Origin of the sequence: Corallococcus praedator (genome assembly GCF_003612125.1) — a bacterium.
Classification (GTDB): domain Bacteria; phylum Myxococcota; class Myxococcia; order Myxococcales; family Myxococcaceae; genus Corallococcus; species Corallococcus praedator.
This window is the reverse complement of sequence record NZ_RAWI01000003.1, coordinates 16,941-36,533: the sequence shown is the minus strand read 5'-3', so window position 1 is coordinate 36,533 and position 19,593 is coordinate 16,941. Positions and strand designations below refer to the sequence as shown.

General features: G+C 70.1%; 8 protein-coding genes. 4 read left to right on the top strand and 4 right to left on the bottom strand.

The features are described from left to right. From D7Y13_RS00900 to D7Y13_RS00890, 3 genes are all read right to left on the bottom strand, one after another. A complete protein-coding gene (locus D7Y13_RS00900) occupies nucleotides 1–4,584 on the bottom strand; it encodes a type I polyketide synthase (RefSeq protein WP_199732749.1) in 4,584 nt (1,527 codons plus the stop codon). Between the two features lie 10 nt (nucleotides 4,585–4,594). Continuing rightward, complete coding sequence (locus D7Y13_RS00895; protein ID WP_120583325.1) at nucleotides 4,595–11,044, bottom strand: MupA/Atu3671 family FMN-dependent luciferase-like monooxygenase; 6,450 nt, start codon at nucleotides 11,042–11,044, stop codon at nucleotides 4,595–4,597. A 252-nt stretch (nucleotides 11,045–11,296) separates the two neighbouring features. Further along, nucleotides 11,297–12,625, bottom strand: a complete 1,329-nt coding sequence (locus D7Y13_RS00890) for a Dol-P-Glc:Glc(2)Man(9)GlcNAc(2)-PP-Dol alpha-1,2-glucosyltransferase (RefSeq protein WP_158620349.1) — start codon at nucleotides 12,623–12,625, stop codon at nucleotides 11,297–11,299. A gap of 141 nt (nucleotides 12,626–12,766) precedes the next feature. Here D7Y13_RS00890 and D7Y13_RS00885 point away from each other — a divergent pair, with 141 nt between their 5' ends. Beyond that, nucleotides 12,767–13,639, top strand: a complete 873-nt coding sequence (locus D7Y13_RS00885) for a glycosyltransferase (protein ID WP_233595497.1) — start codon at nucleotides 12,767–12,769, stop codon at nucleotides 13,637–13,639. Nucleotides 13,640–13,655: 16 nt separating this feature from the next. On the opposite strand, the gene D7Y13_RS00880 is transcribed toward D7Y13_RS00885, so the two are convergent. Then, complete coding sequence (locus D7Y13_RS00880) at nucleotides 13,656–15,032, bottom strand: MFS transporter (protein WP_120531078.1); 1,377 nt, start codon at nucleotides 15,030–15,032, stop codon at nucleotides 13,656–13,658. 231 nt (nucleotides 15,033–15,263) lie between these two features. Here D7Y13_RS00880 and D7Y13_RS00875 point away from each other — a divergent pair, with 231 nt between their 5' ends. The 3 genes from D7Y13_RS00875 (at nucleotide 15,264) to D7Y13_RS00865 (ending at nucleotide 19,587) form a co-directional block, all read left to right on the top strand. Beyond that, nucleotides 15,264–16,955, top strand: coding sequence for a DUF6798 domain-containing protein (locus D7Y13_RS00875; protein WP_147444275.1), 1,692 nt, complete (start codon nucleotides 15,264–15,266; stop codon nucleotides 16,953–16,955). Nucleotides 16,956–17,121: 166 nt separating this feature from the next. After that, a complete protein-coding gene (locus D7Y13_RS00870) occupies nucleotides 17,122–18,348 on the top strand; it encodes an ABC transporter permease (protein ID WP_120583328.1) in 1,227 nt (408 codons plus the stop codon). A 6-nt stretch (nucleotides 18,349–18,354) separates the two neighbouring features. Then, complete coding sequence (locus tag D7Y13_RS00865) at nucleotides 18,355–19,587, top strand: ABC transporter permease (protein ID WP_120531075.1); 1,233 nt, start codon at nucleotides 18,355–18,357, stop codon at nucleotides 19,585–19,587. Nucleotides 19,588–19,593 lie beyond the last annotated feature (6 nt).

The following is a 19,593-nucleotide window of genomic DNA, read 5'->3' as shown; positions in this document are numbered from 1 at the left end:
CTACTTCGGATCCAGCTTGCGCTGGAACCGCTCCCTGCGCTGGGCGCCGCGCGTGCGGCGCTCCGTGAAGGTGGGGGCTGCTTCAGGCTCCGGGCCGCCGCCCAGCAACCGGGTCAGCGCGCCCAGGGTGGGGTTCTCGAAGAGTTTGACGACGGGCAGGTCCACGCCCATCGAGCGCTTCACTTCCGCGATGACCTTCAACCCGATGAGCGAGTTGCCGCCCAGGTCGAAGAAGTTGTCGTGGGGGTTCACCCGCTCCACCCCCAGGAGCCGCTGCCAGATGGACGCCAGCTTCTGCCCCGTGTCCCCGCCCGCGACCTCCACGTCCCCGGCGGCCGCCGCGGACGACAGCGCGTCCGTGAGTGAGGGCATCAGGTCCTGGACCTGGAAGGGATTGGGGTTGTTCGCGAGCACGGCGGAAAGGTCCTGCGTGGACACCAGCACCTGCGGCAGCTTCGCGCCCAGGACGCGGTCGAACACCCGACGGCCCTCGTCCGACTTCAGGCCGTGTTCCAACAGGGCGTCACGAAGGTGCTTCAGCGAGTCCGGCATCGCGGTGGTGACGGCCTGGCCCACCTCCTGCCACGTGTCCCAGCCCACCGCGAACACCGGTCCGTCGCCCTCCGCCGCGCGCTCCTGGGCGAAGGCATCCAGGAAGGCATTGGCCGCGCAGTGCTCGACCTGGCCGAAGTCCCCGACGATGGCCGTGCGCGATGAGCACAGCATGAAGAAGTCCAACGGCGTGCCGCGCAGCAGCGCATGCAGTACCCGGGTGCCCTGGAGCTTCGCCCGGAAGACCGTGGCCATGGAGTCGGCCGTCTTGAACTGGCTCAGTCCGCCCGCCGGAACGCCCGCCGCGTGGATGACACCGTGGAGTTCGCCGAAGGTGTCCCGCGCCTGTTGGAGCACGGCCTCCATCCGCGAGGCATCGCCCACGTCCGCGCGCAGCACGAGCACTTCCGCGCCAAGTGCTTCCAGTGCCTGGAGCTGCTGGATGCGGTGGCTGGTCGCGTCCGCCTCGCCGTGCGTGGCGAGCCAGCCCGCCCACTCCGCACGTTCGGGAAAGGCGGAGCGTCCGAGCAGCACGAGCCGCGCCTGCACCGTGCGCGCGAGGTGCTCCGCGAGCACCAGGCCGATGCCACCGAGTCCACCGGTGATGAGGTATGTGCCGCGCTGCCGCAGCCGGGACACCGTGGGAGGCAGCTTCACGGGTTCGAAGCCCTGCTCCCAGCGGTGGTGTCCCCGGAGGGCGATGGTCGCGCCCGCCACCGGGACCGCCAGCTCCGCGAGCAGTCGCTCGACCAGTGCCTCCGTACGCCCCAGCTCCACATCGATGCTCCGGCACGTCAACTGCGGCATCTCGCGAGGAAGCACGCGGCACGGCCCCAGCACAGTGGCCTTCTCCGGGCACAGCGCTTCATGTCCGGTGACGGCCTGCACACCGGTGGAGAGGACATCGAGATGGCGCACGGACTGGGACAGCGACCCCAGCGCCTGCGCGAGCAGGAGCAGGCTGGTGAAGCCGAGCTGCTGCACGCGCTCCCGTTCCGTCTCAGAAGAGCCGTCCACGCTCCACAGGTGGACGATGCGCTCGGGCAGCCGGTCCTCCTCGGTGAGCGAAGCCATCAGCGACGCGTAGTCGTCCCGGCGGTCCGGCTGAAGCTCATACGCCGACTCCCCCGCGCGGCCGAAGGACGTGCCCTCCGAAACGGTGGTGACGCTGTGGCCTGCCTCCTGGAGCCGGTGGGCCAACTGTTGTCCCAACCCCTGCGCATCCACGAAGAGCAGCCAGCGCTGGGACACGAACTCCGTGGGCGGCGCGGGCGGAAGGGCCCGCTTCCAAGAGGGCAGGTAGAACCAGTCTCCGATGTCCGGCCGCTTCTGGAGCGTGGCCACCGGAGTGGCCGTGTGCACGGGACGCGGATCCATCCAGTGCCGACGCCGCTCGAAGGGGTAGGTGGGCAGCACCACGTAGCGGCGCTGTTCATCCGCGTGGACGCGCGACCACGGGATGCGAACGCCGGCCTGCCACAGCCGACCCAGGGTGGTGAGCAGGAAGGCGCCATCCGGCTGCGTCTCGCGCGTGGAGCGCATGGACGCGGCGGTGAGGACCGTGGACGCGCGGTCGATCTGCAAGCGCGCCAGGGAGCTGAGCGTGCGGCCCGGGCCGACCTCCAGGAGCACGTGCTTCGGCTCCGTGAGCAGCGTTTGAATCCCCTGGCCGAACCGCACCGTGTGGCGCAGGTGGCGCACCCAGTAGTCCGGGCTCGTCGCCTCCGCCGGGGTGATCCACGTCCCACTCACGCCGGAGACGAACGGCCGCGTGGGCGCTCCCAGCTTGAGCTTCGCGAGGAACGTCCCGAAGGCCGGCAGGATGGGCTCCACGAGGTGCGAGTGGGCCGCCACGTCGATGTGCAGTCGGCGGAACTCGACGCCCCGCGTGCCCAGCTCCGCGACGAGCCGCTCCACCGCCGCGCTGTCTCCCGCGACCACGCACTGCTCCGGCCCGTTGAGGGCCGCGAGCGAGAGGTGGTCTCCCAGCAGGGGCCGCATGGCCTCCTCGGACAGGGACACGCTCACCATCTCGCCCCGGGGCAGTCGCTCGAAGAGCCGCCCGCGCTCGCAGACCAGCTTGAGCGCGTCCTCCAGCGAGAAGACCCCGGCAAGGCAGGCCGCGACGTACTCGCCCACGCTGTGGCCGATCATCGCCTGCGGCTCGATGCCCCAGGACATCCACAGCTTCGCGAGCGCGTACTCGACGACGAAGAGCGCGGGCAGGGCGGTGGAGGTCCGCGTCAGCTTGCCTTCCGTCTCCTCGGCCGTCCTCGCCGGGTAGACGATGTCGTGCAGGTTCAGACCCGCGTGGCGTTTCAGCAGGGCCGCGCACGCATCGAAGTGCTCGCGGAACACGGGCTCCTGCGCGTACAGCGCCTCGCCCATGCGCAGGTACTGCGCGCCGCCGCCGGGGAACATGAAGACCACCGACCGGTCCTCGAGCCGGTCATTCGCCGTGACCAGCCGCTCCGGATCTCCCGACGCGAGCACCGCGGCGGCATCCCGCGTGTCCTCGCACACGAGGAAGCGGCGGTGGGCGAAGGCCTTGCGACCCCGCTGGAGCGTGTGGGCCACGTCGGCCAGCTCCACCTCGGGGTGACGCTCCAGATGCTCCGCCAGCCGGACGGTCGCGGCGTCCAGCGCGCCCTCCGTCTTCGCGGACAGCACCAGCAGCTTCCAGGGCCGGCCCGGTCCGCTCGCGGGCAGCGCGGGAGGCTGCTCCAGGATGGCGTGGGCGTTGGTGCCGCCGATGCCGAAGGAGCTGACGCCCGCGCGGCGGGGGCCGTTCTTCGCGCTCCACGCGTGGGGCGCGGCGTTGACGAAGAAGGGGCTGTGCTCCCAGTCGATGTTGGGATTGGGCGTCTGGAAGTGCAGCGTCGGGGGGATGAGGCCGTGCTCCACCGCGAGCGTGGCCTTGATGAGGCCCGCCACGCCGGCCGCGGCATCCAGGTGCCCGATGTTCGACTTCACCGACCCCAGCGCGCAGAACCGGGTGGCATCGGTGGACTCGCGGAACACCTGCGTCAGCGCGGAGACCTCGATGGGGTCTCCCAGCAGCGTGCCGGTGCCGTGCGTCTCCACGTACTCAATCTGATCCGGCGTGACACCGGCCATGGCCTGGGCGCGGGCGATGACCTCCACCTGGCCCTCCACGCTGGGCGCGGTGAAGCCCAGCTTCGACGCGCCGTCGTTGTTGATGGCGGAGCCACGGATGATGGCGTGGATGGGATTGCCGTCCCTGAGCGCGTCCTCCAACCGCTTGAGCACCACGATGCCCACGCCGCTGCCGAAGACGGTGCCCTGTCCCTGCGCGTCGAAGGGCCGGCAGTGGCCGTCCGGAGAGGCGATGCCGCCCGCCTGATGCGTGTAGCCGGTGCGCTGGGGCACATCCACGGAGACGCCGCCCGCGACGGCCACGTCGCACTGGAAGCCCAGCAGTGCCTGACACGCGAGGTGGGTCGCCACCAGTGACGTGGAGCACCCCGTCTGCACGTCGAGGCTGGGGCCTCGCAGGTCCAGGTGGTACGCGAGCCGCGTGGCGAGGAAGTCCTTGTCGTTGCCGATCATCACCTGGAAGGTGTCGCCGGCTTCGATGAGCTCGCGGTGCGTGAGCAGGTTGAAGAGCAGGTACGTGCTGAGGCTGGTGCCGGCGAAGACGCCGACGGAGCGGGACGTCTCGGGATCGAAGCCCGAGCGCTCCAGCGCCTCCCACGCGCACTCCAGGAACGCGCGGTGCTGCGGGTCCATCAGCGCGGCCTCGCGGGGCGAGTACCCGAAGAAGCCCGCGTCGAAGAGGTCCACGCCTTCCAGCACCGCGCCGGACCTGACGAAGTCCGGCGAGCGCAGCGCGGACTCCGGCACGCCCCGGGCTCGAAGCTCCTCGTCCGTGAAGGCGCGGATGCCCTCCACGCCGTCGCGCAGGTTGCGCCAGAAGGCCTCCACGTCGGAGGACCCGGGAAAGCGACCGGCCATGCCGACGATGGCGATGGCCAGCTCGTCGATTGCGTCCGGGGGATTCTGCTCGTCCATCATGGGCCGCTCACTCCTTCCGAGTGGCTCGCTGGCGCTGGCGACGAAGGACCTCGACCTGACGGCGGGCCCGGTCCTGGGCGCTCTCGATGGAGACCCGCGCGGTCGGAGCCTCACCCAGCCAGGTGGCCAGCGAAGCGATGGTGGGATGTTCCAGCAGCTTCACCAACTGAAGCTCCGGGTGGTCCGCCTTCAGCCGGTGGTGCACCTGCACCATCTGCAGCGAGTGGCCCCCCAGGTCGAAGAAGCTGTCGTGGATGCCCACGCGCTCCAGCCGCAGCACCTCGCGCCACACCCCGGCGATGCGCTCCTCCAACTGTCCACGCGGGGCCGCGTAGGTGGTGGCCGTGTCGCGCCGCGCCTGCGACGGGGCGGGCAGCGCCTTGCGGTCCACCTTCCCATTGGGCGTCAGCGGCAACCGCTCCATCGCCACGAAGAGCGACGGCACCATGTGCTCGGGCAGGTGCTGTTGGAGGAAGGCTCGCAGCACGGAGGACTCGGGAACCGTTTCCGCCGTGCCCACCACGTAGGCCACGAGCGTCGCATCCCCTGGCGAATCCTCGCGCGCCACGACCACGGCCTCGCGTACGCCGGAGTGACGCGAGAGCGCCGTCTCCACCTCGCCCGTCTCGATGCGGAAGCCGCGCACCTTGACCTGATGGTCCACGCGGCCCAGGAACTCCACCGTCCCGTCGGCGCGCCACCTTGCCAGGTCACCGGTGCGGTACATGCGCGCGCCGGGCTCCTGGCTGAACGGATCCGGCACGAAGCGCTCGGCCGTGAGCGACGGCCGCGCGTGGTAGCCGCGCGTCACGCCGCCGCCCGCGAGGAACAGCTCGCCGGGCACGCCCGCGGGAAGGGGCTGGAGGAACCGGTTCAGCACGTACATCCGCGTGCGAGCGATGGGCCGGCCGATGGGCACGGGGCCCGTGGCCTCGCGCACGTCGTGCGTCGAGGACCAGACGGTGGTCTCCGTGGGGCCGTACATGTTCACGACGCCGCCGGGCACGGCCTGTTGGAGCGTGTTCGCGAGCGCGGTGGGAAGGGCCTCGCCGCCCACCAGCATCCGGCGCAGTCCGGAGAGTGCCTCCACGGCCTCCGTGTCGAGCGTGAGGGCCCGCGCGTGGGAAGGCGTGCACTGGAAGTGGGTGATGCCGTGCCGTCGCAGTTGTTCGGGCAGGGTGGGGACATCGCTGCTCCGGCGGCCATCGCGCTCGGCGAGCCGGCGGAGCTGATCCAACGCGGGCAGCTGCTCCAGCACCGCGTCGGCGTCGATGCCGAAGTCGATGAGGCAGCCCAGCTCGTTCACGCCCAGCTCGCGCACCCGCTCCACCATGGCCAGGCAGCCGCGCGGGGTGCCGAAGAGACCACTGGTTTCGAAGTAGCGGTCGAACGCGTGCGTGACGATGCGGTCCAGGTCCTCCGGCCGCAGCGACTTCGCATCCACGTCCATCCCCAGGCTGCGCCCGATGCCCGACATCAGGTCCAGCGAGCTGCGCAGGTACGCCTTGAAGGGACCCTCGACGCGGGCCTTCACGCGCTCCGCGTCGTTGTCCACGTATGTGTGCAGCATGAGCGTGACGTGGCCTTCGCCGGGGTGTCCGGCCGCGCGCCACGCCTCGCGGTAGAGGGCAATCTTCCCGCCCAGCTCCTCCAGGCCCTGGCCCAGCAGGTGCGTGAGGACGAAGGCGCCCGCCGCGCCCGCGGCCCGGAACGTCTCCGGGTTGCCGGCGGCGGTGAGCCACACGGGCAGCTCGCGCTGGACGGGCCGAGGGCGCAACTGCACGTCCACCGGCGTGCCCGCGCCGCCCGGGTAGCGGACCGTCTCTCCGGCCCAGAGGCGGCGGATGACGTCCAGGCTCTCCATCATCACTTCCTTGCGCTTCGCGTAGCGCTCGGGGGCGAAGATGAAGTCGTCCGCGTGCCAGCCGGAGGCGATGGACATGCCCACGCGGCCCCGGGAGAGGTTGTCCACGAGGGACCATTCCTCGGCCACGCGCACCGGGTGGTGCAGGGGCAGCACCACGCTGCCGGCGCGGATGCCCACGCGCTCCGTGACGGCGGCCACGGCGGCTCCGGTGACGGAGGGGTTCGGGTAGAGGCCACCGAAGGCGTGGAAGTGACGCTCCGGCGTCCAGATGGCCGCGAAGCCGTTGCGGTCCGCGAACTTCGCGCCCTCCAGCAGCAGTCGGTAGCGGTCTCCCGGCTGATCCGAGTCGTCCGCGAAGTAGAAGAGGCTGAAGTCCAGCGGCTTCGCCACGCTCCCCTTGCGGCGGCGGGCGCGCAGGGTGGCGGCCTCGTCACCCTGGAGCACGACCTTGAAGCCGCGCGTGAGCGTCCACAGCAGCTCCAGCACGGAGATGTCGAAGGAGATGCTGGTGACGGCCAGCCACGCGCCCGCGTTCGTTCCGTCCAGCCGCTGATCCATGGCGGCGAAGAAGCGGGCAACGGTCTCGTGCGGCACCATCACGCCCTTGGGCTGACCGGTGGAGCCCGAGGTGTAGATGACGTAGGCGACGTTGGAAGGCGATGCGGAGCGACCGAGGGTCGCCAGCGTGGGCCCATCCTCGAGGGCGTCCACCAGGACTTCCGTCACGTCCGGACCCGCGAGCGCTCCCGCCAGGTGCGACTGCGTGACGAGCACCTTCGCGCCGCAGTCGCGCAGCATGTACAGCAGGCGCTCACGCGGGTAGTCCGGATCCAGCGGCACATAGGCGCCACCGGCCTCCAGGATGCCGAGCAGCGACACCACCGTGTCCAGCGAGCGCTCCACGCTGATGCCCACGCGCGCTTCCGGCCCCACGCCCAGCGCCCGCAGCCGGGCGGCGAGCACCCCGACGCGGCGGCGCAGCTGCGCGTAGGTGAGCGACTCGTTGTCGTGCACCACGGCGATGGCGTCGGGCGTCTCCTGCGCCTGCGCGAGGAACTGCTCGTGGATGCACGCCACGCCACCCTGGTTGTCCGTGGCGTGGTTCCACTCCTCCAGCACCTGCTGCTGCTCCAGGCCGGTCAGCAGCGCAAGCGCGCCCACGGGAAGTCCGGGCGCTTCCACCACGCCTCGCAGCAGCACCTCCAGGTGCCCGACGAGCCGGCGGATGGTGGCCTCCTCGAAGAGGTCCGTCCGGAACTCCAGCGCGCCAGCGAGCCCGTCAGGGCCTTCGGCGAACACCAGCGACAGGTCGAACTTGGACGTCCCCGCCACGGCGCCATCCGGCGTGGACAGCTCCGGCCGCCACCGCATGTCCGGCACGTCGGTGGTCACCGCCGGCAGGCTCTCCAGCATGAAGCTCGTCTGGACCAGCGGGCTTCCGTCGCCGGAGCGGGAGGCGTTCGTCGCCGCCACGACCTCCTCGAAGGGCAGCTCACCGTGGGTCAGCGCCTCACGCACCTGCTCCCGCACGCGCTTCAGCAACTGCTGGAACGTGGGGCCGCCGGACAGGTCGCAGCGGATGACGAGCGTGTTCGCCAGGAACCCGATCAGCTCCCGCACCGCCGTGCGCTCGCGATGGGCCGCGACGGTGCCCACGCCGAAGTCCTCCTGACCCGTGTAGCGGTGCAGGAGCGCCGCGTATGCGGTCAGCAGCGTGACGTAGAGCGTGCAGCCTTCACGCTGGCCCAGGGCACGGAGCGAGTCCGTGAGGTCGCGCGGCAACTGGAACGTGACGGTGGCACCGCGCGAGCCCTGCTCCCGGGGCCGGGCGTGGTCCGTCGGCAGCTCCAGGCGCGGCAGCGCGTTGAGTCCCCGCGCCCAGAACGTGCGCTGCGCGGCCAGGGTCGGCACGAGTGCCCGCTGCCAGCGCGCATAGTCCGCGTACTGGAGCGCGGGCGGCACCAGCGGATCCGCGGCCCCACGCGCGAAGGCGCCATGGAGCGCGGCGAGCTCCCCGGCCAGCACCCCGATGGACCACCCGTCCGTGATGAGGTGGTGCTGGGTGAGCAGCAGCACGTGCTCCGTGTCCGTCAGCCGCACCAGCTCCGCGTGGAAGAGCGGGCCCTCGGTGAGGGAGAACGGCCGCTGCCCGAGCGCCAGCGCGTGCTCACGCAGCGCCTGCTCCCGCGCGTCGGCCGCGACGGCCGTCAGGTCATGCCGGCCCAGCGACAGCGGGGCAGGGGAGAGCACCCGCTGACGGGGCTCGCCGTTCACCTCGGGGAAGACGGTGCGGAGGATGGCGTGCCGGCGCACCAGCGCGTCCAGGGCCCGCTGCAACGCGTCCGTGTCCAGGGCGCCTTCCATCCGCAGCCCGAACTGGACGTTGTAGAGCGGCACGCCCGGCATCAGCCGGTCGAGGAACCACAGCCGGAACTGGCCGGGAGACAGGGGCAGGTCGCCGTCGAGCGGGCCCGCGCGCAACGCCGGGCCCTCCACCACGGTGCCAAGCTGGGAGCGCTCCCACGTGGCCAGCAGCGCGGACGACACCGCCGCCAGCGTCGGATGCTCCCACAGGAACGTGGCCGGCACCGACGTGCCGAGCGACGCCTCCAGGCGCCCCTGCAACTCCATCACCGCCAGCGAATCCAACCCCAGTCCGGCCAGGGGCACGTCGCGCGACAGGCTCGCCGGAGCCGCGCGGCTCGCGCGGGCCACCTCGGCGCGGACGAACGCCTCCACCCGCTCCGCCCGCTCACCTTCCGGCGTGGCGGGCAGCACCTCGCGCAGCGGCGCCAGCACCTCGCTGGCGCTCTCCTGGGGCGCGGATTCCACCGGCGCCGCGACCGCCTGCTCCACCACCTCCAGCGTGCCCTGCAGGAAGGCGTCGCGGCACGCGCGGCGCTGGATCTTCCCGCTGGACGTCTTGGGGATCGTGCGCGGCTCGACCAGGACGACGGCATGGACCTGCGCCGCGTGCTCATCCGCGATGGCGCCGCGGATGGCCTCGATGACGCCGACGGCTCCGGTGGGACTCGCGCGCAGGTCCGCCTCGGTGACCAGCACCAGGCGCTCCTCGCCCTCCACGTCCACGGAGAAGGTGGCGGTGCAGCCCGGACGCACCGCCGGGTGCGCGCGCTCGGCGGTGAGCTCGATGTCCTGGGGATAGAGGTTGCGCCCGCGCAGGATGATCAGGTCCTTCAGGCGGCCGGTGACGAACAGCTCGCCGTCCAGGACGAAGCCCAGGTCTCCCGTGCGCAGCCAGGGGCCGCTGCCGTCCTCCAGGCGGGTGCCGAAGGCGCGCTCGCTCTCCTCCGGACGGTTCCAGTAGCCCAGGGCCACGCTCGGGCCCGCGACGCAGATCTCCCCCACCGTGCCGGGGGCGCAGGCGGTGCGCGTCTCCGGGTGCAGGATGCGCAGCTGCTGATCCTCCGCGCTGCGTCCCACCGACACGAGCACGCGCGCACCCGCGTCCTCCGGCGCCACCTTCCGCGCCTCGTCGTGCGCCAGCGCGTCGGAGTCGACGGTCAGCTCCTGGACCCCGGCCATCGCGGTGCCGCCCGTGACGATGAGCGTCGCCTCCGCCAGGCCGTAGCAGGGGTAGAACGCCTGGGGTCGGAAGCCCCGGGGCGCGAACGTCTCCGTGAAGCGGCGCAGCGTCTCCGCGCGCGTCGGCTCGGCGCCGTTGAAGGCCACGGTCCAGCGGCTCAGGTCCAGCCGCTCCAGGACGTCGGGGGTGACCTTCCGGACGCACAGGTCATACGCGAAGTTGGGACCGCCGCTCGTCGTGGCGCCGTAGTGGGACACGGCCTCCAGCCAGCGCAGGGGCCGCTGGAGGAACGCGATGGGCGACATCAGCGTGCACGGGAAGCCCAGGTACAGCGGCTGGAGCACGTTGCCGATGAGCCCCATGTCGTGGAACACCGGCAGCCAGCCCATGCCCACCGCGTGCTTCGCGTCGTGCCCGAAGCCCCGGCGGATGAGCCGCTCGTTGTGCAGGATGTTCGCGTGGCTCAGCATCACGCCCTTGGGCGTGCCGGTGGAGCCGGAGGTGTACTGGAGGAACGCGAGCGTGTCCGCGCCCACGTCCGGCTTGCGCCAGCCTTCCGCCTGCGCGTCGGTGGTCGCGTCCGTGGCCAGCCACGTGAGCGACGCCAGCTCCGGCGCCTGCGGCAACATCACCTCCGCCATCTCCCGCAGGAAGGACGTCGTCAGCACGTAGCGCGCGCCGCAGTCCTGGGCGATGGCGCGCAGGCGGGGCAGGGTGCGCTCCAGGCGGCCCGGCTCCGGCGGATACACGGGCACCGCCACCACGCCCGCGTACAGACAGCCCATGAAGGCCGACACGAACTCCAGCCCCGGAGGGAACAACAGCAGGGCCCGCTCCCCCGTGGCCCCCGCCTCCTGCAACATCGCGCCAATGCCTCGCGCGAGCCGGTCCAGGTGCGAGAACGTCCACTCCTGCGTCGGACCGTCCACGTCTCCGGTTTCCAGGAAGCGGTAGAGCAGCGCCCCTTCCTGGTGCTCCGCCCGGAAGCGAAGCACGTCGACAAGGGTCGCGAACGAATCGGGATCGGGGCTGGGGGCGCGCATCACGGCGGGACGAAGGGTCGAATCCCCAAGAGTCGGCGACAGGAGCCGCTCCCAGGTGACGGGGTAAATGCCTGTCGGAGGGGCGTGAGGATGTCGTCGCAGCACCGGGAAGAAGCACCCTTCCCGGTGATGGCACACCAAGTCATTCTGATAAACCGGGTCTCACTGGACTGTCAATACTCACCGGAAAAACGTCTCAGTGGGTTTCGCCGTTTCACCCCGATGTGACGTGAAGGCCCGTGGGCCCTGTTCTCAGAGGAAGAACAGGTACTGGTCGATTCCGTAGGCGAAGAACACGGCGCCCACGAAGGCCAGCGCGGCGGTGGCGTATTCGAGCTTCGGGGAGGTGCGCTCGCGGGCCATCAGCAACAGCGCCAGGGGGACCAGGCAGTAGCGCTGCTCGATGAGCCAGGACGGCGTGAGCAGCAGGAGCGTCAGCGGGTAGATGAGCAGGAAGCGCGGCTGCACCAGCTTCAGCTTCAGCAGCAGCAGGCTGGAGAGCAGCACCGGGATGAAGAACAGCGTCTTGGGAAGGGCCCCCTGGGTCGCGATGTGCAGCAACTGATTGCGCAGGAAGGGCGCCTGTCCCACGAACTTCGCGTCGTCGGAGAAGCGGAAGGCCTCCACGCTGAGCTGGTTGTAGGGGTGGGTATTCACGAATGTGTACATGAACACCCCGTACAGCAGCACCGCGAAGGCCAGGACGCGCTTGTCCTTCAGGCCCGAAAGGGCGGCGGGCAGGGCCGCCAGGTTCGTGGGCAGCGACAGGAAGAAGTAGAGGAAGAGGAACAGGTACACGTTGCCCAGGGTGAACTTGAGCGGGTGCGCGGAACGGTCCCCCACGGCCACCCCGCCGTTGAACACCACGAAGGCGGCGAACCCCACCAGTCCGACGACGAAGAGCAGGTGCCGGCGCAGGAACGACACCAGCTGCTGCCGGGACAGCGTGAGCCCGTGATCCTCCAGGTAGGCCAGCCCCAGCACGAACGCCAGACAGATGATGTTCGTCTGCCGGACGAGCACGGAGAAGATGGCGACGGCGGCCGCGGCCTTGCGGCGCTGGCGCAACACCAGCAGCACCGACACCAGCACCAGCAGCAGGGAGAACGCGTCCGTGTAGAGCAGGAAGAAGAACGGGAACAGGATGGGCAGGAAGGCCAGCTGGAGCGTCGCCACCGCGGAGAAGCGGGGGTTCACCTGTCGCATCAGCAGGTAGAAGATGGGGATGACGGGCAGGCTCACCAGGATGCTCAGCGTCCGGATGCCCGTGGACGTGCGCGCCCCCGTCAGCCCGGCCAGCAGCACCAGCACGACGTGATACCCGGGAAACATCGTCAGGCCCTTGGCGATCTCCAGCTTGCCACCCGCCAGGGTCACGATCTGCAGGCCATGCACCCCTTCGTCCGCGGCCACTTCGCCGTTGCGCAGGCGCAGGAAGGCCCACAGGCACGTGAGGATGATGATCGCGGCGGCGCCCAGGGTTTCGGCGCGCGAGCCAATCCAGGAGGTAACAAGAGGCGGCGACGCGGCCTCCGGTGAATGCGGGAGGGCGCCAGCGGGGGCCCGTTCGGTGTCCATCATGGACATCGATAATACGGGACATTCAGAGAGACTTGCTATCGGCGTCTTCCGCCACCTCCCATGAATATGCAGACTCCTGTCTCAACCGGTTTATTTAATAAAACAGGAGAAATCAGTCTAAAAGGTGTGTATGCTGATGACGTGAGCCCGGTCACCGTCAGCGTCATCATCCCTGCATATAATGAAGGCGAGCGGCTTCCTCCCTACGTGGGGGAGCTGGTCCAGGCGGGCATCGGACAGCCCTTCCCCGTGGTGGAGATCATCGTCTCCGACGATGGCAGCACCCCGGAACACGCGCAGCGGATGCGCGCCTGTGTGACGGCCGCCCAGACGATGCTGGCACGGGCAGGCTCCCCCCACCGCGTCTCCTACGTGGCCGCCGAGCGCAACGGTGGCAAGGGGTCCGCCATCCGGCGCGGCTGGCGGAGTGTCTCACCCGAGGCGGCGTGGCTGGCATTCCTGGACGCGGATGGCTCGGTGGGCGCGGCGGACTTCTTCCGGCTGGCGGCCCTGGCGGCGGCGTCCCCGGACGTGGATGTGTTGGCCGGGTCTCGCATCCTCATGGCGGGGCGGCAGGTGAGCCGCAATCTCTTCCGTCACCTCCAGGGCCGGCTCTTCGCGACCTTCACAGATTTACAATTCCAGCTGCGTTTCTATGACACCCAATGCGGGGTGAAGTTCTTCCGCGCCTCGCTGCTCAAGCCGCTGCTGCCGGTGTTGAAGGAAGAGCGCTGGCTGCTGGATGTGGAATTGCTGGCGTTGATGAAGCGGCGTCAGGCCCGGGCGCTGGAGGTCCCCATCGACTGGGCGGACGTTGAAGGCTCGAAGATCGTCCCCGGCATGGACGCCCTGCGCATGCTCTGGGGTCTGGCGCGGCTGCGGCAGCGCCTGGACCGCCTGCCGGACGTGGCCCTTCCCGCGGAAGCGCAGGGCCGGACGGTGTCGCTCCCGATGCGGGACGAGGTGCGTCCCCTCTCGCCGGTCTCCCAGCCGAAGCAGGCCTCGCGCGGGTAGGCGCGGCGGCCTCCGGTCAGGAGCGCTCCGAGCCCGCGGCCTTGGCCAGAGCTGGCGGGTTGTCCTCCGCGGGCGGCGCGGAGGCGACGGGCACCGCGGGCGCATCCTCGACGCGGCGCAGGCTGGAGGAGAGGGCCGCGAGCGCGACGAACAGGAACGTGGCGAAGCCCAGCACCGCGAAGATGAGCCCGATACCCCGGCCCTGACCCACGCCAATCAGGGGACCGACGCTTCCGGCCAAGAGGCCTCCCGGCATCATCCAGGGCTCGAAGACGCGATCCGCCAGCGGACCCGCCAGCAGGTAGGCCACCGGCACCGACGCCCCGGACACCGCCGAGTGCACGGCCATCACGCGCCCGTGGATCTCCGTGGGGATGAGCCGCTGCCAGATGGACTGGTCGCACGCGGTGATGAGCGGGACGGTGAGCAGCACCCCGAAGGCCCCGGCCGCCACCAGCGGCGCCAGGGGCCGCAGCGAGCCGACGAGCAGGAACACCCCCTGGAGCAGCAGGAACCCGAGCACGCCCTGGGCGCGACGGCGGGGGCCACCCCACGACATCATGGCGACGCTGCCCACCACCATGCCCATGCCTCCGGTGAAGAGGACCAGGGACAGCACCGGCACGCTGGCGAAGGACAGCATCAGCGGGGTGATGAGCAGCTGGATCATCCCCAGGTTGAAGCTCATCGCGGTGATGAGCAGCAGCAGGACCAGCAGCCCCCGGCGCGCGCGGATGTAGCGCCAGCCCTCGGCCGCGTCCCGCAGGAACAGGAGCGGGTCGGACGCATGGCCCTGGGTTCCCACGGAGGTGTCGAAGGGGATGAGCCGCAGGCCGCCCAGCACGGCGACGGCGAACACGAAGGTCGTCAGGTCGATGAGCAGGATGCCCAGCACCCCGATGTGGGGCATCAGCATGCCCGCCATCAGCGGCGCCACCAGATACCCCAGGGCGACCCCCAGCTGCGTGAGCCCGTTGGCCTTGCCCAGGCCTTCGGGCGGCACCAGCAGGGCCGTGGCCTTGCTGAAGGCAGGCAGGTGGATGGCGTTGAAGACGGCCGCCAGCGTCAACAGGCCGATGATGGCCGCGACCTCCAGCCGCCCGGTGAAGAAGAGCAGGGCGATGGCCACCGAGCAGACCCCGGCGCCGACATGGCCGGCGATCAACACGGAGCGCAGGTCGCGGCGGTCCACGAACCCGCCCATCAGCGGCGCGAAGAGCACCCGCGGGGCCAGGTTGGCCAGGGCCACCAGTGAATACATCATTGTCGACTGGGTGCTCTGATACACCCAGACGCCCAGGCCGAACGCCGTGAGGTGCGAGCCGACGAGCGACACCGTCTGGGCGACCCAGAGCAACAGGAAACGGCGGGAGTGGCCGACGGGCTCGGTCATGCGAGTCTTCCAGGAGGGCGGCGCTCCGCGACGAATGCCTCGCCGCGTGTCACACGCACAAGCCCTCCCTGCATCTCACAAAAAAGGAAGGCCCGGAAGCCCCAGATACTCCCCGATACCCGCGAACTTGCGGTAGAGAGATGGAGCGGTTCGGGGCACGTGCCTGGCTGCCGGAGAGCAACGCAAGTCATGTCAGCGGAAGTCCCTCGGCCAGAAGTGTTTCAGGAACGGGTGAGCTGGGGGTTCCGGCTGGCGGTGCTGGCGCTCTTCACCTGCACCTGGTTCGTCATCAACGGCTACTCCTTCGGCATCGTCGACCACGCCATCCACCTGGGCTTCCTGCTGCGGGAGTTGGATCCGTCGTTGCTCAAGGGGGATCCGCTCATCGAGGCGGCGGCCAACCACCCGAGCTTCTTCTGGACGCTGCAGGTGCCGCTGGTGCGCCACGTTCCGGTGGAGGTGCTGTACGCCGTCGTCCACATCGCGTCCGTCGCGCTGATGCTGGCGGGCACCTCTGCCCTGGCGCGCGCTCTCTATCCGGGCCGGTATTCGGAGTGGGTGGCGACGGTCGCGATGCTGTCGGTGTTGATTCCGCGCAGCTACGCGGGCATCCCCATGCTGGACGAGCTGGTGCTCAACCGCACCGTGTCGCTGGGGCCGCTGCTGTTCGCGCTGGTGCTGGGGGTGAAGCGCCGCTATGGCGCCGCCTTCGTGCTCACGGGGCTGGTGTTCCTCATCCACCCCACCACGGCCATCCATGCGGCCATCCTGTTGTGGTTCGCCGCGCTCTTCGACCGCGAGAAGCGCCTGGCGATCGTCACCGGCCCGCTGCTGTGCATGCTCGCGGCCTCACCGCTGCTGGTGCCCATGCTGCGTCAGGGGGCCGCCGCCGGGGTGCCTTTCCCGCCGCCCGACGAATGGGTGCTGCTGACGCGCGTGCTGGTGAGCTGGCACCACTATCCGCGCGACTGGACCGCCGTCGTGTGGTTGCAGCTGCTGGTGCCCCTGGTCGTGCTGGGCCTGTCCCTGCGCGCGCACCGCAGCCGCCCGGTGGAGGCGTACCTGTGCGGCGTGGCCTTCACCTGTGTCCTGGGCGTGCTGGGCACGGAGGTGCTGCACCTGCCCACGGCGCTGCACCTGCACCTGCTGGAGGTCCTGCGCTTCGTGCCCTACCTCGCGGCCGTCTGTGGCGCGGCGTGGCTCCTGGAGACATGGCCCGCGCCCGGCGAGCGCAAGCTCCCCGGAGTGGCGGCGGCGCTCTTGTACCTGGGCTTCTCCACCGTCCAGTTGGAGGTGTCCTTCCCGGCGATGCTGGCGGTCTTCCTGCTGCGGCCCGCCGCGCGGACGCCTCCCCGTCCCATGGGGCTGCGCTGGCCCGTGGCGCTGGGAGTCATCGCCGCGCCGCTCATCCTCGCGATCCGGATCTACTACTTCAAGGTGCCGCCCAACTTCCTGCCCCGCCTGGACATGTACAAGGGCTGGCGGATGATGGCGTGGTCGGAGCAGCACCTGCCGAAGGACGCGCTGGTGGTGCTTCCCCCCTTCTTCCACGAGTGGGACCTGGCGTTCCGCTTCGGGGCGAAGCGCGCCACGTTCACCACGTACAAGGACGGGGCGGAGGGCTCCTTCAGCCTGGCCTTCATGCTGGACTGGAAGCAGCGCATGGAAGCGCTCTGCGGGTGCCAGCCCTTCGACGTGCTCGCCACGCGCGACAACGGAGGCAAGACCTGGGAGGAGCGCGTGAACGCGATGCGCGCGGTGCTCAAGCAGGGCTACCAGAACTCGGACGCCGCGCGCCTGCGGGGGCTGGGCTCCCGCTACGGCGCCACGCACGCGGTGTTCGAGGCGACGGACCCGGCGCACCCCGAGTTCACCCTGCTGTACTCCGATGACGAGTACCGGCTCTACCAGCTCACGCCGTGAAGCTTCACGCGCGGCCACGGTCGCTGGTCCCACCTCCCCGTCACTGATACGTTGTCGCGGATTTCATGGAACACGAGAAGAGACGAGCCCCGAGGGCAGGTGGTGACAGGGCCCTGGCGCTGACGGTGCGCCGCGTCCGGCCGGCTCGGCGTGCGGGAGTCTCCTCATGAGCCTGCGGGTGGATGTCTATGAGGGGGCGCGCATCGCGCTCTTCTCCCTGGCGGCGAACCGCCTGCGCACGGGGCTCACGACGCTGGGCATCGGGATTGGCGTGGCCACGCTCCTGGCCATCGTGGGCATCATCCAGGGCCTCAACAGCTCCTTCGAGCGTCAGCTCGCGTCGCTGGGGCCGCACACCGTGGTCGCGTCTCGCTTTCCCTGGGTGATGACCGGGGACTGGTGGATGTACCGCAAGCGCAAGCCGCTCACGGTGCAGCAGGTGGAGCAGGTGCGGTTGCAGGCCACGTTCATCAGCCATACCTCGCCGCATGTTCAACGCCAGGCGGACGTGGCCGCGGACGGCGAGCAGGTCTCCAAGGTGGAGATCGCGGGCGTCACGCAGGACTACCAGGAGACGACAGCGTTGGAGGTGAAGACGGGGCGCTTCCTCACGCCGGAGGACGACGCTTCGGGGCAGGCGGTGGCGGTGCTCGGCTCGGAGGTGGTGGCCGCGCTGTTTCCGAAGGTGCCCGCGCTGGGGCGTCAGGTGCGCATCGAGGGCAGGGCGTTCCGGGTGGTGGGGACGTTGTCGCCCAAGGGCCGGATGCTGGACACGAACCAGGACCTGCGGGTGTTCGTGCCCTTCCGCACCTTCGTGGATCGCTTTGGCCAGGAGAAGTCGCTGTCCATCTCCATGAAGGTGGACCGGCCCGAGCATGTGCAGCAGGCGGAGCAGCAGTTGGTGAGCATCCTGCGCCGCGTGCGGGGCACGCCCCCCGGGCAGCCGGATGACTTCACGCTCAACCGTCCGGAGATGCTGGCGAACACCTACGCGCAGCTCACCGGGGCGCTCTATGGCGTGGCGGTGGGAGTGGGCCTCATCTGTCTGCTCGTGGGAGGCATTGGCATCATGAACATCATGCTGGTGTCCGTGCGCGAGCGGACCCGCGAAATCGGCGTCCGCCGGGCACTGGGAGCCCATCGGCGCACCATCATCCTGCAGTTCCTCATGGAGGCGTCGGCGGTGTCCGCGCTGGGCGGAACGCTGGGCACGGCGGTGGGATTGGCGGCGGCCCAGCTGGTGTCCCTCTTCAGTCCGCTGGCCGCGGCGGTCCAGCCGCTCACGGTGGTGAGCAGCATCCTCTTCTCCGCCGTGGTGGGGCTGCTGTTCGGCATCTGGCCGGCCGCGCGTGCCGCGAACCTGGATCCGGTGGAAGCCCTCCGTTACGAGTAGGCACCCATGCCCGTGCTCCTGGACAACCTGCGCCTCGCGCTCTCGACGCTCCTGGGCAACCCGCTGCGCTCGCTGCTCACGCTGCTGGGCATCGTCATCGGGGTCACCACCGTCATCGTGATGATGGCGCTCATCGAGGGCCTGCACCTGAAGGTGAACGGAGACCTGGCGCAGCTGGGCTCCAACACGTTCGAGTTGAACAAGTGGCCGTTGGGGCTGGGGCGCTACGACTGGCAGCAGTACGCGAAGCGCAAGAACGTCACGCTGGAGGATGTGGAGGCCATCCGCGAGTCCTGCCCGTCGGTGGCGCAGGCGTCCGCCAGCCTTCCGCAGTGGGGCCAGAAGGTGGCGTCAGCGTCGGCGCAGACGCGGCCCACGGTGGAGATCAAGGGCGCCACGCCGGAAGCGGCGGATACGAGTTCGCTGACGGTGTCGGATGGGCGCTTCCTCAACGACATGGACCACAAGGAGACGCGCTACGTGGCCGTGCTGGGCGTGGACGTGGCGGAGGCGCTCTTCCCGGAGAAGCGCGACGCGCTGGGGCGCACCGTGCGCATCCAGAACCGCCCCTTCACGGTCGTGGGGCTGTTGCAGGCGCGCGGCAGCTACCTGGGCCTGATGAGCATGGACAACATCGTCTTCATTCCGATGAGCACCTTCCAGACGCTCTATGGAAAGGACCGCTCGCTGGACGTGAAGATCCAGGCCCACTCGGCGGAGGTGATGGGCCGGGCGCAGGACGAGGTGACGGTGTTGATGCGGCGCAGGCGGGCCGTGCACGAGGGCCTGCCCTCCGACTTCGAGATCCACACCAACGAGTCGATGACGCGGATGGTGAATGAGCTGTCCACGGTCATCCGCGCCGCCAGCTTCGGCGTGTGCCTGCTGTCCCTCCTGGTGGGCGGCATCGGCATCCTCAACATCATGCTGGTGTCGGTGATGGAGCGGACGCGCGAGATTGGTGTGCGCAAGGCGCTGGGCGCGAAGCGCAGACGCATCCTGGCGCAGTTCGCGACCGAGGCGGTGATGCTGGCGCTGCTAGGGGGCCTGCTGGGCGTGGGGCTGGGCTACGGCCTGACGATGCTGGCCAAGTGGGTCATCAGCGTGCCGGCGGTGGTGCCCACCTGGGCGGTGGCGCTGTCGCTGTTCATGAGCTCCGGGGTGGGGCTGCTGTTCGGCATCTACCCGGCGGCGCGTGCGGCGCAGTTGGATCCGGTGGAGGCGATGCGCGCGGAGTGAGCGTGC

Excerpts from the sequence above, each read along its gene's own strand:
- D7Y13_RS00900 (WP_199732749.1), bottom strand. The coding sequence starts at position 4,584 with ATGGACGAGCAGAATCCCCCGGACGCAATCGACGAGCTGGCCATCGCC.
- D7Y13_RS00895 (WP_120583325.1), bottom strand. The coding sequence starts at position 11,044 with ATGCGCGCCCCCAGCCCCGATCCCGATTCGTTCGCGACCCTTGTCGAC.
- D7Y13_RS00870 (WP_120583328.1), top strand. The coding sequence starts at position 17,122 with ATGAGCCTGCGGGTGGATGTCTATGAGGGGGCGCGCATCGCGCTCTTC.
- D7Y13_RS00890 (WP_158620349.1), bottom strand. The coding sequence starts at position 12,625 with ATGATGGACACCGAACGGGCCCCCGCTGGCGCCCTCCCGCATTCACCG.
- D7Y13_RS00865 (WP_120531075.1), top strand. The coding sequence starts at position 18,355 with ATGCCCGTGCTCCTGGACAACCTGCGCCTCGCGCTCTCGACGCTCCTG.
- D7Y13_RS00880 (WP_120531078.1), bottom strand. The coding sequence starts at position 15,032 with ATGACCGAGCCCGTCGGCCACTCCCGCCGTTTCCTGTTGCTCTGGGTC.